Source organism: Actinoplanes nipponensis (assembly GCF_016862275.1).
Classification (GTDB): Bacteria; Actinomycetota; Actinomycetes; order Mycobacteriales; family Micromonosporaceae; genus Actinoplanes; species Actinoplanes nipponensis.
On record NZ_BOMQ01000059.1, the window covers coordinates 1 to 15,577 of the forward strand.

The 15,577-nt window shown below is 73.4% G+C and carries 11 protein-coding genes and 1 pseudogene; 6 read left to right on the forward strand and 6 right to left on the reverse strand.

The features are described from left to right. The 4 genes and pseudogenes from Ani05nite_RS24335 to Ani05nite_RS24350 all read right to left on the reverse strand — a co-directional run. Positions 1–2,133 (reverse strand): annotated as a pseudogene (locus tag Ani05nite_RS24335) (hypothetical protein); the annotation flags it as partial. A gap of 440 nt (positions 2,134–2,573) precedes the next feature. Further along, entirely contained in the window at positions 2,574–3,011 is a 438-nt protein-coding gene (locus tag Ani05nite_RS24340; RefSeq protein ID WP_203771812.1) for a hypothetical protein, read from the reverse strand. A gap of 106 nt (positions 3,012–3,117) precedes the next feature. After that, on the reverse strand, positions 3,118–4,035 hold the full coding sequence (locus Ani05nite_RS24345) for a pirin family protein (RefSeq protein WP_203771814.1): 918 nt from the start codon (positions 4,033–4,035) through the stop codon (positions 3,118–3,120). After that, positions 4,032–5,369 (reverse strand): acyltransferase family protein, encoded by a 1,338-nt coding sequence (locus Ani05nite_RS24350; RefSeq protein WP_203771816.1) that lies wholly within the window; start codon positions 5,367–5,369, stop codon positions 4,032–4,034. The genes Ani05nite_RS24345 and Ani05nite_RS24350 overlap by 4 nt, the downstream gene beginning before the upstream one ends. Between Ani05nite_RS24350 and Ani05nite_RS24355 the strand changes: the two genes are divergently transcribed. Continuing rightward, positions 5,368–6,420, forward strand: coding sequence for a hypothetical protein (locus Ani05nite_RS24355; protein WP_203771818.1), 1,053 nt, complete (start codon positions 5,368–5,370; stop codon positions 6,418–6,420). The two genes, Ani05nite_RS24350 and Ani05nite_RS24355, sit on opposite strands and share 2 nt — an antisense overlap. Here Ani05nite_RS24355 and Ani05nite_RS24360 read toward each other — a convergent pair. Together Ani05nite_RS24360 and Ani05nite_RS24365 are read right to left on the reverse strand one after the other, a co-directional pair. Then, positions 6,386–6,820 (reverse strand): pyridoxamine 5'-phosphate oxidase family protein, encoded by a 435-nt coding sequence (locus Ani05nite_RS24360; RefSeq protein WP_203771820.1) that lies wholly within the window; start codon positions 6,818–6,820, stop codon positions 6,386–6,388. The genes Ani05nite_RS24355 and Ani05nite_RS24360 overlap by 35 nt on opposite strands. Further along, positions 6,817–8,247, reverse strand: coding sequence for a DUF2252 domain-containing protein (locus Ani05nite_RS24365; protein WP_203771822.1), 1,431 nt, complete (start codon positions 8,245–8,247; stop codon positions 6,817–6,819). Before Ani05nite_RS24365 ends, Ani05nite_RS24360 begins: the two co-directional genes overlap by 4 nt. Before the next feature lie 140 nt (positions 8,248–8,387). On the opposite strand from Ani05nite_RS24365, the gene Ani05nite_RS24370 reads away from it, so the two are divergent. From Ani05nite_RS24370 to mmsA, 5 genes are all read left to right on the forward strand, one after another. Beyond that, positions 8,388–9,401, forward strand: coding sequence for a LacI family DNA-binding transcriptional regulator (locus tag Ani05nite_RS24370; protein WP_239130570.1), 1,014 nt, complete (start codon positions 8,388–8,390; stop codon positions 9,399–9,401). A 168-nt stretch (positions 9,402–9,569) separates the two neighbouring features. After that, positions 9,570–11,240, forward strand: a complete 1,671-nt coding sequence (gene araB / locus Ani05nite_RS24375) for a ribulokinase (RefSeq protein ID WP_203771824.1) — start codon at positions 9,570–9,572, stop codon at positions 11,238–11,240. Further along, positions 11,237–12,727 (forward strand): L-arabinose isomerase, encoded by a 1,491-nt coding sequence (gene araA, locus Ani05nite_RS24380; RefSeq protein WP_203771826.1) that lies wholly within the window; start codon positions 11,237–11,239, stop codon positions 12,725–12,727. Before araB ends, araA begins: the two co-directional genes overlap by 4 nt. Positions 12,728–12,842: 115 nt before the next feature. Beyond that, entirely contained in the window at positions 12,843–13,973 is a 1,131-nt protein-coding gene (gene chvE, locus Ani05nite_RS24385; RefSeq protein ID WP_203771828.1) for a multiple monosaccharide ABC transporter substrate-binding protein, read from the forward strand. 74 nt (positions 13,974–14,047) lie between these two features. Then, positions 14,048–15,577 carry a multiple monosaccharide ABC transporter ATP-binding protein gene (mmsA, locus tag Ani05nite_RS24390; RefSeq protein ID WP_203771830.1) on the forward strand — a complete coding sequence of 510 codons (1,530 nt, stop codon included), beginning with the start codon at positions 14,048–14,050 and terminating at the stop codon, positions 15,575–15,577.

The window sequence follows — 15,577 nt, forward strand, 5'->3', positions numbered from 1 at the left end:
CACCGGCGCACCGGGCGGGACGGGCCGGCCGGCCCCGGACTCGGGAGCGCCGGGGGGCGGCGCGAGGCGGGGATCGTGACGCGGCGCCTGGTCGCCCTCGGCCCACGGGGTGAAGGCGGCCGGGGCCTGCGGGCCGGCCGGGCTCTGCGGCGACTCACCGACCGCGGGCCGCCGGATGGGCGCGGGCGCGGACGGCGGAATCGGCGGCGGCGCGGCGGCCGGCATGACGGGCGGCCGGACGCGCGGCCCGGACGGAGTGGCCGGCGGCGCAGCGGCCGCGCGGCGGTCAGGCGGGGGAACCGCACCGGGCCGGGGCCGCCCCGGTACCGGGCCGGGCGCGGCCGGCGATCCGGGCCGTGCCTGGTCGAACGCGGCGGGGTCGACGGGTGCCCGTCCGGGCCCGGCGGGCGAGCCCGGCCGTGCCTGCTCGAACGCGGCGGGATCGACGGGAACCCGCTCGGCCCCGGCGGGCGCGCCGGGACGTGCCCGGTCGAAGGCGGCAGGATCGACAGCGGCCCGTCCGGCGGCCGGCGACACGGGCCGTGCCTGCTCGAACGCCGCGGGATCGGCCGGTGCTCCGGGCCGGGTCTGCTCGAACGCCGCGGGATCGGCCGGTGCTCCGGGCCGGGTCTGGTCGAACGCCGCCGGGCCGGCCGGAGCCCGTCTCGCCCCCGCCGGTACTCCGGGCCGTACCTGGTCGAACGCGGCAGGGTCGACCGGTCCCCATCCCGGGCCGGCCGACGATCCCGGACGCGCCTGGTCGAACGCGGCCGGATCGGCGGGCACATCGCCGGCCGGTGACACGAAGCCGACCCGCGGCCCGCGGGAGGCGCCCCCGGCGGGCCGGACCGGCGTCGCCTGGTCGTGGGCCGGCGGTCCGGCGACGATCCGGCCCTGCTCGAACGCGGCCGGGGCCTGCCCGGCGCCGGGCGCGACCGGGCGGACGGTCTCGGCGGGCGCGGATGCCGCCGGAGTCTTCGGCACGTTCGGCGGCGCGGGGGTGACCACCCGCGGCGTCGCCGGTGGGTCGGCCTTCTTGACCACCCGGGGCACCGCCGGCGGGTCGGCCTTCTTGACCACCTTCGGCGGCGCGGGAGGCTTTGCCTTGCTCAGCACGCGCGGCGCCACCGGGGGCGGCGCCTTGCTCAGCACCCGCGGACCGTCGCCGTCCTCGGCCTTCTCCACGTCCGCGGCGGCAGCCGGGCGGTCGGCCCACGGCTCGGTCCGGCGGTCCGTGTCCGGCGTCGCGGCGGCGGCCGGCTGGTCGGCCCACGGCTCGGCCCGGCGGTCCGTGTCCGGCGTCGCGGCGGCGGCAGCCGGGCGGTCGGCCCACGGCTCGGTCCGGCGGTCCGCCTCCGGCGTCGCGGCGGCGGCGGGCCGGTCGGACCACGGCTGCTTCTCCGGTACGGCCCCAGCAGGCGCGTCCCACCCGGTCCGTGCCGGCCGGCGGCGCTCGAAGGCGGCCGGCCGCTCGTACGGGAGCAGGTCCTCCTCGCGCAGGTCGTCCACCAGCGGGTCGAACTCGGGCGGCGTCACGCGGGCCCGGCCGCTGACCGGCTGCGGAACCTCCCGGCGGCCCCGTCCGCCCGTCGGCGTCTCGTCCCAGTCCTCGACCACGCGGGAGCGGCGCGACGCGTTGTAGCGCTGCTGCTCCTCCCAGTCGCGCTCGTCGAAGTCGCGGTCGTCGTACTCGAGCTCGTCGAAGTCGAGGCTGCGGCGCTGCCAGCCCTCGGCGCCGGGCGGCGACACCGGGGCGGCGTCGAGGTCGGCCGGGGCGAACGCGGGATCGTCGAGCCAGCTGGGCCGCTCGGTGTCGAACGCCTGCTTGATGCGCTTGTCGCGGTTCGGTGACCGCTGGTATCCGTCCTGGCGGCGCTGGCGGCGGCGTTCGGCCAGCTCGTCGACGCCCGGATCGAACGCGGTGACGGGCGGCGCTACCTGGGGCGGGGCCTCGTCGAATTCGTCCTCTTCGACATATCGGGCGCGAATCGGGGGGCGGCGGGTATCGGCGCCCCAGCGGGCCGCGACGGCTTCCGCGTACGGGTCCCGGGCCGTCGCGGTGGTGTCCGCGTACGGTCGTTTCGGGTCGTCGTCGTACTCGGATTCCCAGTACTCGTCGTCCTCGAAACTCATCGGGTCACCCCGGCGCCGCCCGTTGCGGGGCACGACGGTGGCTGCGCTGAGCCGGCCGGCTGCCGCATCCGTCCCCCCGTCCTCGCTGCCGCGCACCCGTCCCCGCGCCCGGTAGCACCTTCCCCGCCGTACGAATAGGAAGGTTAACCACGGATTTGCGGAGAGCGCTACCGCCCGCGGAGGTCCTTCTCCGGGCCCTCGGACGCCCCGGACGTCCGGAGCCTTCCCGGCGCCGCGGCCCACCGGGAGAGTTCCATCGACAGACAGTACGGATGCGGACGCCCAGCGGTTCATTCCCGATGAGCCGGGCACGGAAGGTTTTCGGGAATCGACGGAAAGTCACTGGTGGGGCCGGGGTCGAGACGCATTCATGAATGGGCGCGGCCACGGAATTTAAGCCATTCTTAACGGCCCGCTCAGGTTCATGCCGCGCCCCGGCCTCAGCGCCGTCCGTCCTTGGTGAACGGCGCCACCAGGGCGGGCAGCACCAGCCCGGCCCCGGCCAGGTCGGTCAGCAGCCGGCCGAGCGCCGCCCGGGTGAGGATCTCCAGCTGTTCCGGCTCCCGGTGTGGCACGTCGAGGGCGCGCGCGGCCTCCACCGCCCGCGCGCCGATCGCCGCCTCCACCGCCCACACCCGGTGGGCCAGCATGGCCAGGTGCGCCGAGCGGGTGAGCTCCTCGTGCAGCCGCAGCAGCCGGCGCAGGTCGGCGGCGAGCTGCTCGATCGGCGGCCCGAGCGGTTGCGGCTCGTCGGCCCGGTGGGCGTTCCAGGCGCGGGCCACGGCGGCCCACCAGCGGGGCGAATAGATGACGGCGGCGCCGATCAGGGTCGGCGTGACGGTGATGAGGGCGAGTTTCCCCACGTCGAGCAGGCTCACGGTGCGCTCCTTCAGCCCGCGTGCATGGCTACCCTCCTGACGATCCGCCCGCGCCGCACCAGCGTCAAGCCGGGTTTGTCCGTCGACCGGAGTGGATCTTCGCAGCTCAGCGGGTGCGGCCCCGGGCGACCAGCCGGGTGATCGGCATCGGCGGCGCCGGGATGTCCGGGCCGTCGTAGCCGCGTACCGTGCCGAAGGGCCCGCCGGCCGCGCGGTTCTCCCAGCCCTGCCGGGCCGCCACGATCTCCTCGTGGTCGCGGCCCACGAAGTTCCACCACATCACGATGCGTTCGGTGAACGGCGCGCCGCCCAGCAGCATCAGCCGGGTGTCCGGCCCGGCCTCCAGCCGCAGCTCCGCGCGTCCCTCGCCGAGGTAGAGCAGCGGCCCCGGCTTGACCGGCACGTCCGCCACCGCGGCCGCGCCGTCGACGACCAGCGCCGCGTACTCGAAATCGGGTCGCAGGGGGAGCGTGGCCCGGCAGCCGGCCGCCAGGGTGACCTCCGCGCCCAGCAGCGGGGTGTGGCACCGGGCCGGGGAGGCCGCGCCGGCCAGCTCGCCCATCAGCACCGTCGCGGTGAGGCCGCCGTCGGTGAGCACCGGCAGGTCCGCGTGGTGGGCGAAGGCCGGGGGTACGGCCCGGTCCGCCTCCGGCAGTGCCACCCACAGCTGCACGCCCTGCAGCACGTCGCCGTGCCGGGCCGGCGTCTCCTCGGAGTGCGAGATGCCGCGTCCGGCCGTCATCAGGTTGAGCTGTCCCGGCCGGATCTCCTGCCGGTGGCCGAGGCTGTCGCGGTGCAGGATCTCCCCGGCGACCAGCCAGCTGACCGTCTGCAGCCCGATGTGCGGGTGCGGGCCGACCCGCATCCCGGGCGAGCCGGCCAGCCGGTGCGGCCCGTACGCGTCGAGGAAGCACCACGCCCCGACCATCCGCCGGTGCTTGCTGGGCAGGGTCCGGGTCACCTCGAGCCCGCGCGGGCCGCCCAGCGCGACGGGGGCGCCCTCCAGGAACTCAGGATCGCTCACCCCTGAGAAGCTACCCGCGCCGGGCGCAGCAGTCCCGCGCCCAGCGCCACCAGGGCCAGCGCGAGCGGCGCGCTGACCGGCACGACCAGCAGCGTCGCCGTGTGCCCGGTGAGCAGCCCGCCGAAGCCGACGCTGGAGACGCCGAGCACGCCCAGGGTGCACAGCGCCGCGCCGGTGGCGGCCCGCGCGGCCGAGCCGGGGGCGATCACGGTGGGCCGGGGCGTGTCGAAGCGCCGGAACGTGACCACGAGCCCGGCGGTGACCAGCGCGGCCGCCCCCAGCCAGAGCGGCCGGGTGGCCCACCAGCCGGCCGATCCCGGCGCCCCGGGCGACCAGCCGCCGAACGCCACCAGGACGGCGAACGCCGCGGTCAGGTGCCACAGGAACGCCGTCATCGCCAGGCCGTTCGCCGCGACGACGGCCCGCCACACCCGGGCCCGGCCCAGCAGCCGGGTGGCCGGGCCGCGCAGCGCCAGCACCAGCCCGGTCAGCCACACCGCGTGCGCCGCCAGCGCCACCGTCGGCGGGGACATGTTGGACATCGCCTCGCCGGGCACGCCGACCATCGACACCGGGTACGGCCCCACGGTGGTGAGCAGCAGCACCGCGCCCAGGCCGGCGCCGGCCAGCAGCAGGGCCAGCCGCCGGCCGCCGCGCTGCAGCGTCCCGTCGGCGTAGAAGAAGCCGAGCTGGTGCACCCCGGCCCACACCACCAGCAGGTTGAGCGCGGCGATCCGCGGGTGCCCGGCGAAGCGCAGCACGTCCACGCCGGCCGCCACGGCCAGCAGCACGATCGGCACCCGCGCGCCGAAGCGCCGGTGCAGCCGCTCCATCACCGGCGCCAGCGCGACGAGTCCGAGGTAGACCGCGAGGAACCACAGCGGCTGCACCGCCGTCCGCAGCGCCGTCCGGACCAGGCCGTCGTCCTGGCCGGACAGCGCCGCCCCCAGCGCCAGGGCCAGCCACACCGCCAGGAAGACCGCGGTGGGCCGCAGCAGCCGGGCCGTGCGGGACCGGGCGAAGTCGGCGTAGCCGCCGCCGCGGCGCCGGATCGAGGCCAGCGCGGTCGCGTGCGCGAACCCGCCGACCAGGAAGAACACCGGCATGACCTGCAGCAGCCAGGTCGCCGGGCGCAGCTGCGGCGCCAGGGCCAGCACGTTGGTGACGCGGAGGCCGCCGCCCGTGCCGGTCACCGGCACGGCCATCAGCCAGTGCCCGGCGATCACGACGCCGAGCGAGGCGACCCGCAGCAGGTCGACGTAGCGGTCCCGGTCGGGGGGTGTGGTCGCCGCCAGGGCGGCCGCGGAGCCGGGCGCGGTGGTGGAGGAGGTCATGGCGATCACCCTGCCGGGCGACCGGCCGGCCCGGATGGGCGCGCGTACTCAGAACGCGCCGGGTACGGGCGCTGACATCGCGCGCCGCCGGCAGTACGGTGGCCGCTGCCCCGCGGACAAGGAAGGGATCGCCGTGCGCCGCATCCTCGCTGCCCTGCTCGCCGCCACCTTGGCCGGCTGCACCGCCGACCGGGTCGAGCCCGCCGCCGGCCCGTCCGGCGCCGCGCCGAGTGCCGCGCCGAGCGCCCGGGCCGCCTCGCCGCCGCCACCGGCGCAGCTGCCCCAGGGCGGCACCAGGATCTTCCCGGCCTACCGGGTCGTCGCCTACTACGGGACCGCCGGCAACAGCGTGCTCGGCGTGCTGGGCGAGGACAGCCCGGACAGGATGCTGCGCAAGCTGCGGTCGGCCGCGAAGCCGTTCGGCGGCGGCCGCAAGGTGCAGGTCGCGTACGAGCTGATCGCCAGCGTCGCGCAGGCCGGCCCCGGCGCCGACGGCGACTACAGCCGGATGATCCCGTTCAGCCGCATCCAGCAGTACGTGGACCACGCCCGCCGGAACAAGGCCCTGGTCGTGCTCGATCTGCAGCCGGGCCGGGGCGACTTCCTGCCCCAGGCCCGCCGGCTGGAGCGTTTCCTGGTGCAGCCGCACGTGGGTCTCGCGCTGGACCCGGAGTGGCGGATGCCGGCCGGCAAGGTGCCCGGCCGGACCATCGGCCGGGTCGGCGCCGCCGAGGTCAACCGGGTCTCGGCGTACCTGTCCGGGCTGGTCGGCGCGCACCGGCTGCCGGAGAAGCTGTTCGTGGTGCACCAGTTCCGCGCGTCCATGCTGCCCGACATCGCCGCGATCAGTAAGCGTCCGGGGCTGGCGCTGGTGCAGCACGTCGACGGCTTCGGCACCCGCGCGGAGAAGGACGCCACGTGGGACAGGTTGCGCCGGCCGGGGCAGTTCCACCTCGGCTACAAGCTCTTCTACGACGAGGACGTCAAGCGCTACGGTGCGGCCGAGGTGCTGCGGTTCAGGCCCGTTCCGGAACTCGTGAGCTTCCAGTAGCGCCCAGGCTGGCCGAGCCGAGCACCCGGGTGATCGTCACCTCGATGACCACCCGCTGCGGGTTCGGCCGGGGCTGGCGGTACCGCTCGGCGTAGCGGCGTTCGGCCTCGGCCACCGACTCGGGGTCGTCGCGGACCACCGCCCGGCCCTCGATCGTGCTCCACCGCGGGCCGTCGACCTGGCAGATGGCCACCCGGTCGCCGCCGGCGCGGACCTGGCGGACCTTGGCCGAGCCGCCGGACGCGATGACCCGCAGCAGCCCGGCCGCCGGGTCGACGGTGGCGCCCACCGGCACGACGTGCGGCGAGCCGTCCCGGCGCAGGGTGGTCAGCGTGCAGAGGTGCCGCTCGGTCCAGAACTGCAGGACCGCGGGCGAGGACAGGGACAACGTTCCGCTCATGCTGGCTCCGCCGGTAGGTGACCCTGGCGCACGGCGGCGACCAGGCATTGGTGGTCGCTCTCGACCTGGTCGGCGTACGCGCGGGCGAACCTGCTCAGCATCTCGTCGAGCTTGTCGCTGCCGCCGATGTACCCCGCGATCATGGAGGCCCCGCTGGTCCGGGCGTGGCTCTTGGCCAGCAGGTACCCGCAGATCCCGGCGTAGTCGGCCAGCGCGCCGGCGTTGATGTCCTCGACCAGGATCGCGCCCTTCATGTCGCGGAACTGGCGCACGTAGAACTGCTGCCGTCCCACGGTGGTCCAGCCCAGCAGCGGATCGCTGACCGTCTGCAGCGCCTGCTGGTACTCCACGACGCGCTGACCCTGGTGCCGGTGCCAGGCGACCGAGCCGTGCTGGTGCCGGGCGACGACCGACCGGCGGGCCTGCTTGAGCTGGAGGAACACCACGTCGTCGGGGCTGCTGCCCTCGCACAGCGCGACGTACGCGCGCAGCCCGACCGAGCCCACCCCGACGACCTTGTGCGCGATGTCGACGATCCGGTAGCCGGCCAGGATGCGCGCCCAGTGCGGCGGCAGCGTGTTGAGGTAGCCGTCCAGCGCCGCGGCCAGGTGGTCGAGCTCCCGGTCGCTGGGCCGGGTGATCAGCGGCGGCTCCTGCACCAGCCGTACGGTGCCGTCGCGGTGCTCGGTGAAGCGGGGCAGCGCGCGGTCGCTGGTGCGGCGGCGGGCGCGGCGGGCGGCTCGCTCGATCTCGTCCCGGAAGCCGGGCCTGGTGGCCGCCTTGCGCAGGTCGTCCACGTCCAGGGCGGCGAACGAGCGGGCCAGCAGCGGCTGCTCGGCGAGGTGGCCGATCTGCTCGCGGTACTCCTCGACGCAGTGCCGTACCGCGTCGGCGCAGGCGTGCTCGCGGAAGCCATTCTGCCGCCCGGCGACCCAGACGCTGGTCACCAGCCGGCGCAGGTCCCACTCCCAGGCGCCCGGGTGGGCCTCGTCGAAGTCGTTGAGATCGAAGACCAGTTCCCGCTCGGGGGAGGCGTAGAAGCCGAAGTTGCCGAGGTGGGCGTCGCCGCAGATGACCGGGGTGATGCCGGTGTGCGGCAGGTCGGCGAAGTCGTCGGCCATGATGTTGGCCGAGCCGCGCAGGAACGCGTACGGCGAGGCGATCATCCGGCCCACCCGGACCGGGATGAGCCAGGGGACCCGGCCCTCGTGCGCCTCGACGATCTGCTGGACCGGGTCGGCGCGGTCCGGCCGGGGCGTCCAGTGCGCCAGATCGGAGCGCGGCGACCGCTCGCGCAGGGAACGGCCGAGTTCGTAGCGCTCGGCCCGGGGCGGGGCCGGCGCGCGCAGCGAGGCGAAGCCGTGGTCGTGGCCGGTGTCGAGCACGACGTGGCCGTTCGGCGGCGGGGAAACCGGTGCTGCGTCCATCACCGCCGAGCGTACGGGTCGGCCCCCGCCGGGGCGCACAGGCCTGTTGACGAGGATCTTGTTATCGCTAACAATGGCGGGCGGGCCCACACTCCGGGATACCGGCCATCTTCTTCGATTGATCGGGACGAGGTGTGGCGATGGACGGGCAAGCGACGCGCAGCCCCGCCATGACCGACGTCGCCCGGCTCGCCGGGGTGTCGCACCAGACCGTCTCCCGGGTGCTCAACGACCACCCGAACGTGCGCGAGCAGACCCGGCTGCGGGTCCGCGCGGCCATCGCCGAGCTGGGCTACCGGCCCAACCGGGCGGCCCGGGCCCTGGTCACCGGCCGCTCCCAGCTGATCGGGATCGTGGCGCAGAACAGCACGCTGTACGGACCGGCCTCGCTGCTGGCGGCGTTCGAGCAGGCCGCCGCCGAGGCCGGCTTCGCGGTCAGCGTGGGCAGCGTGGGGCGCCTCGACCGGGAGTCGATCGCGGGCGCCGTCGAACGGCACCTGGACCAGCGGGTGGCCGGGCTGGTGGTGATCGCGCCGGTGAAGTCGGCCGACGACGCCCTCGAGGGCATGCCGGCCGGGGTGCCGCTGGTGACCATCGACGGCGATCCGGAGCGCTCGCACACGCTGGTGACCGTGGATCAGGCCGCCGGGGCGCGGGCGGCCACCCGGCACCTGCTGGCCGCCGGCCACCGTACGGTGTGGCACATCTCCGGCCCGCCGGACTGGTACGACGCCGCCTGGCGCATCGAGGGCTGGCTGGCCGCCCTGCGGGAGGCCGGCGCCGAGGTGCCGCCGTTGGTGAACGCGGACTGGTCGGCCGCCTCGGGTTACGACGCCGGCCGGATGCTGGCCCGGATGCCCGAGGTCACCGCCGTCTTCGCCGCCAACGACCATCAGGCGCTCGGCCTGTTGCGCGCGTTCAGCGAGCACGGCCGCCGGGTGCCGCAGGACGTGAGCGTGGTCGGCTTCGACGACGTGCCGGAGGCGGCGTTCTTCATTCCGCCGCTGACCACCGTGCGGCCGTCCTTCAGCGCGGTCGCCCGGGCCGGCCTGGATCTGCTGCTGGCCCAGATCACCGACCCCGGCACCCCGCCCAACCGCGTGGTCATCGCTCCGGTGCTGGTGGAGCGGGCCAGCGTGGCCCCGCCCGGCTGAGAAAGTCACCGGCCTGCGCAAACGGTTTCGCCTAGGTTGCCGCGTTGTAACCGCGAACCCGTTGACATCGGAAATGTTAGCGCTCACACTCGATCCCACGCCGCCCGTCGTGTGGTCTCTGACACGCCGGCGTCCCAGCCGGATCCCCCTTCCCGGAGGTACCCACTCATGCCCGTCGCTCCGTCCGAGACCTACGTGATCGGCGTCGACTTCGGCACCCTCTCCGGCCGGGCCGTGGTCGTGCGGGTATCCGACGGCGCCGAGCTCGGCTCCGCCGTCCACGAGTACCCGCACGCCGTGCTCACCGAGGCCCTGCCCGACGGCACGCCGCTGGGTCACGACTGGGCCCTGCAGGTGCCCGCCGACTACGTCGAGGTGCTCCAGCGGGCCGTGCCCGCCGCCGTGCGCGCCGCCGGCATCGACCCCGCGCGGGTCATCGGCGTCGGCACCGACTTCACCGCCTGCACGATGGTGCCGGCGCTGGCCGACGGCACGCCGCTGAACGAGGTCGAGGGCCTGGCGGGCCGGCCGCACGCGTACGTCAAGCTCTGGAAGCACCACGCCGCCCAGCCGCACGCCGACCGGATCAACCAGCTCGCGGCCAAGCGCGGCGAGTCCTGGCTGCCGCGCTACGGCGGCCTGATCTCCTCGGAGTGGGAGTTCGCCAAGGCGCTGCAGCTGCTCGAGGAGGACCCCGAGCTGTACGCGCGGATGGACCGCTGGGTCGAGGCCGCCGACTGGATCATCTGGCAGCTCACCGGCACCTACGTCCGCAACGCCTGCACCGCCGGCTACAAGGGCATCCGCCAGGACGGGCACTACCCGGCGCGGGAGTTCCTCGCCGAGCTCAACCCCGCCTTCGCGGACTTCGTCGCGGAGAAGCTGGACCAGCCCATCGGCCGGCTCGGCGCGGCCGCCGGCACGCTCAGCGCCGCGGCCGCCGGCTGGACCGGGCTGCCCGAGGGCATCGCGGTCGCCGTGGGCAACGTCGACGCGCACGTCACCTCGGCCGCCGCCCAGGCCCTGGAGCCCGGCCAGATGGTCGCCATCATGGGCACCTCGACCTGCCACGTGATGAACGGCGCCGAGGTCGCCGAGGTCCCCGGCATGTGTGGCGTGGTCGACGGCGGCATCGTCGAGGGGCTGTACGGCTACGAGGCCGGGCAGAGCGGCGTCGGCGACATCTTCGCCCACTACCTGCGTGACCTCGCCCCCGAGTACACCCACGAGCGCCTCACCGAGCTGGCCGGGCGGCAGCGGCCGGGCCAGCACGGGCTGATCGCGCTCGACTGGCACAGCGGCAACCGGTCCGTGCTGGTCGACCACGAGCTGTCCGGCCTGCTGGTCGGCGAGACGCTGGCCACCCGCCCCGAGGACGTCTACCGGGCGCTGATCGAGGCCACCGCGTTCGGCACCCGCACCATCGTGGAGACGTTCCAGGCCGCCGGCGTGCCGGTGCGCGAGTTCGTCGCCGCCGGCGGGCTCGTCAAGAACCCGCTGCTCATGCAGATCTACGCGGACGTGCTGCGGATGCCGCTGTCGGTGATCGGCTCCGACCAGGGCCCGGCGCTGGGCTCGGCGATCCACGCGGCCGCCGCCGCGGGCGCGTACCCGGACGTCCGGTCGGCCGCGGCCGCGATGGGCCGCAAGCAGATCGCGGTGTACGAGCCGGACCCGGCCGCCGCCGACGTCTACGACGAGCTGTTCGCCGAGTACACCAAGCTGCACGACTACTTCGGCCGCGGCGCCAACAAGGTCATGCGCAACCTGCGGGCCCTGCAGCGGCGGGTGGCCGCCGGAACGACCATCACCGCCTACGGACAGGAGTCCACCCGATGAAGCCGCAGATCTGGTTCCTCACCGGCAGCCAGCACCTCTACGGGCCCGAGACCCTGGACCAGGTCGCGTCCCAGTCCCAGCAGATCCAGCAGCTGCTCACCTCGTCCGGCGGGATCTCCGCCGAGATCGTCAGCAAGCCGGTGCTCACCGACAGCGCGGCGATCCGCGCGGTGATGCTCGCGGCCAACGCCGACCCGGCCTGTCTGGGCGTGGTCGCCTGGATGCACACGTTCTCCCCGGCCAAGATGTGGATCACCGGGCTGGACGCGCTGCGCAAGCCGCTGCTGCACCTGCACACCCAGCTCAACCAGGCGCTGCCGTGGGCGTCCATCGACATGGACTTCATGAACCTGAACCAGGCCGCGCACGGCGACCGGGAGTTCGGCTACATCCAGACCCGGATCGGGGTGGCCCGCAAGACCGTCGCCGGGCACGCGGCCGACCCGTCGGTGGTCGCCCGGATCGACGGCTGGGTCCGGGCCGCGGCCGGGGTGCAGCGCCTTCGGACGCTGCGCCTGGCCCGCTTCGGCGACAACATGCGCGACGTGGCGGTCACCGAGGGCGACAAGGTCGAGGCCGAGCTGCGCTTCGGCGTCTCGGTCAACACGTACGGGGTGAACGACCTGGTGGCGGTCGTCGACGCCGTCGCCGACAGCGAGGTCGACGCGCTGGCGGCCGAGTACGCGGACGCGTACACCCTGGACCCGCAGCTGGCCCGCGGCGGCGACCGGCACGAGTCGCTGCGCTACGCCGCGCGGATCGAGGCCGGCCTGCGCCGGTTCCTCACCGACGGCGGCTTCGGCGCGTTCACCACCAACTTCGAGGACCTCGGCGGCCTGCGCCAGCTCCCCGGCCTGGCCGTGCAGCGGCTGATGGCCGACGGCTACGGCTTCGGCGGCGAGGGCGACTGGAAGACCTCGGCGCTGCTCGCGGCGGTCAAGGCCATGGGCACGGGCACCGGCCGGGGCACCTCGTTCATGGAGGACTACACCTACCACTTCGGCCCGGGCGAGCAGAAGATCCTCGGCGCGCACATGCTGGAGGTCTGCCCGAGCATCGCCGCCGACCGGCCGTCCTGCGAGATCCACCCGCTGGGCATCGGCGGCCGCGAGGACCCCGTACGCCTGGTCTTCGACGCCGCCCCGGGCCCCGGCGTGGTGATCGGCCTGGCCGACCTGGGGGACCGGTTCCGGCTGGTCGCCAACACCATCGAGGTCACCGCGCCGGACGAGCCGCTGCCGAAGCTGCCGGTGGCCCGCGCGGTCTGGAAGCCGGCCCCGTCGCTGGCCACCTCGGCCGAGTCCTGGCTGACCGCCGGCGGACCGCACCACACCGTGCTCACCCAGGCCGTCGGGGCCGAGCCGCTGCGCGACTTCGCCACCATGCTCGACACTGAACTGCTGCTCATCGACGAGAAGACGACGACGTACGACTTCGCCGACCGGGTGCGCTGGAACCAGGCCTACTACCGACAGTTCGCGCGGTGACACGCGTATCGCCTCAGTAACAAGACTGTCTAGAAATGTTTACTTCTGATCGTACGTGCGGGAAAGTTGCCCCCGTCGTGCGACTTTGGGGACCCACCATCGCAAGGAGAGAACGATGAAGTTGACCCGACTCGCGTCCGTGGCCACGGCCATGACGCTGACGGTGGCGCTGGCCGCCTGTGGTTCGAGTGAGAAGACGGTGGACCAGCAGGCCTCCGGCGCCGCCGACGCGAGCGGCGCGCTGATCGGCGTGACCATGCCGACGCGTTCCTCCGAGCGGTGGATCGGCGACGGCGACAACCTGAAGAAGCAGCTCGAGGCCAAGGGCTACAAGGTCGACCTGCAGTACGCCGAGGACGACATCCCGACCCAGGTGAACCAGCTCGACAACCAGATCACCCGGGGCGCCAAGCTGCTGATCATCGCGTCGATCGACGGCACGGCGATCACCACGCAGCTGCAGAGCGCCAAGGAGAACAACATCCCGGTCATCGCCTACGACCGGCTCATCCGCAACAGCCCGAACGTGGACTACTACGCCACGTTCGACAACTTCAAGGTCGGCGTCCAGCAGGCCACCTCGCTGCTGGTCGGCCTGAAGCTGCTCAAGGAGGACGGCTCCAAGGGCGACGCCAAGGGCCCGTTCAACATCGAGCTGTTCGCCGGCTCCCCGGACGACAACAACGCCACGTTCTTCTTCAACGGCGCGATGTCGATCCTGAAGCCGTACATCGACAACAAGACCCTGGTGGTCAAGAGCGGCCAGACCGACTTCAAGACCGTCGCCATCCTGCGGTGGAAGCCGGCCGTCGCCCAGGACCGCATGGAGAACCTGCTGACCTCGACCTACAAGGGCGGCACCAAGGTCGACGGCGTGCTGTCGCCGTACGACGGCCTGAGCATCGGCATCCTCTCCGCGCTCAAGAGCAACGGCTACGGCACCGCCGGCCAGCCGTACCCGGTCGTCACCGGCCAGGACGCCGAGGTCGCCTCGGTCAAGTCGATCATCGCCGGTGAGCAGTTCGCCACCATCTACAAGGACACCCGCAAGCTGGCGGACACCACCGTGCAGATGGCCGATGCTGTTCTCAAGGGCCAGAAGCCCACGACGAACAACGACAAGGACTACGACAACGGCGTGAAGGTCGTCCCGGCCCAGCTGCTGGACTCGGTGATCGTCTACAAGAGCAACTACAAGAAGGAGCTCGTCGACTCGGGCTACTACACCGAGGCGGACCTCAAGTAATCCGGTCCGGTGCCCGCCGCCGCGACCGGCGGCGGGCGCCGGCTCCGTCTCGCGTGCCGACCCTGGGGAGTTCCATGAGCGACACCATCCTGCGGATGCAGGACATCACCAAGACGTTTCCCGGGGTCAAGGCGCTCCAGGACGTCAACCTGTCCGTACGCCGCGGCGAGATCCACGCCATCTGCGGCGAGAACGGCGCCGGCAAGTCCACGCTGATGAAGGTGCTGTCCGGGGTCTACCCGCACGGCTCCTACGACGGCGAGATCACCTTCGAGGGCGAGGAGTGCCGGTTCTCCGGCATCCGCGACAGCGAGCACCGCGGCATCGTGATCATCCACCAGGAGCTGGCGCTGGCGCCGCAGCTCTCCATCGCCGAGAACATCTTCCTCGGCAACGAGCAGGCCACCCGCGGCCTGATCGACTGGAACCGCACCAACCACGCCGCGGCCCAGCTGCTCGAACGGGTCGGGCTCCGGGAGAACCCGGTTACCCCGATCCTCGAGCTGGGCGTGGGCAAGCAGCAGCTGGTCGAGATCGCCAAGGCGCTGTCCAAGCAGGTCCGGCTGCTCATCCTCGACGAGCCCACCGCGGCGCTCAACGACGAGGACTCGGCGCACCTGCTCGGCCTGCTGCGCGGCCTGCGGGACCAGGGCATCACCTGTGTGATCATCTCGCACAAGCTGAACGAGGTCATGGCGATCGCCGACCGGGTGACCATCCTGCGCGACGGCCGCACGATCTCGACCCTCGACCTGGCGACCGACCAGGTCACCGAAGACAAGATCATCTCCGGCATGGTCGGCCGGGACCTCGACCACCGCTACCCGCCGCACGAGTCGCAGGTGGGCTCCGAGGTGCTGCGGATCGAGGACTGGACGGTGCACAGCCCCACCCAGCACGGCCGGGTGGTGGTCAGCAACGCCAACCTGACCCTGCGCCGCGGCGAGATCGTCGGGCTGGCCGGGCTGATGGGCGCCGGGCGTACCGAGCTGGCGATGAGCGTGTTCGGCCGCTCGTACGGCACCGGGATCTCCGGGCGGATCATCAAGGACGGCAAGGAGATCCACCTGCGCTCGGTGCGCGACGCCATCGACCACGGCATCGCGTACGCCACCGAGGACCGCAAGCGGTACGGCCTGAACCTCATCGAGGACATCAAGCGCAACATCTCCGCGGCCGCCCTGGGCAAGCTGGCCAAGCGGGGTTGGGTGGACGAGAACGAGGAGTTCAAGACCGCCGGGGCCTTCCGCCAGAGCATGAACATCAAGGCGCCGAGCGTGCTGAGCGTCACCGGCAAGCTCTCCGGCGGCAACCAGCAGAAGGTCGTGCTGTCCAAGTGGATCTTCACGAACCCGGACGTGCTGATCCTCGACGAGCCCACCCGCGGCATCGACGTCGGCGCCAAGTACGAGATCTACACGATCATCAACCGGCTCGCCGACGAGGGCAAGGCGGTGCTGGTCATCTCCTCCGAGCTGCCCGAGCTGCTCGGCATCTGCGACCGGATCTACACGCTCTCGGCCGGCCGGATCACCGGTGAGATGCCCCGCGCCGAGGCCACCCAGGAAGCCCTGATGACGCTGATGACCAAGGGAACGGAGTAA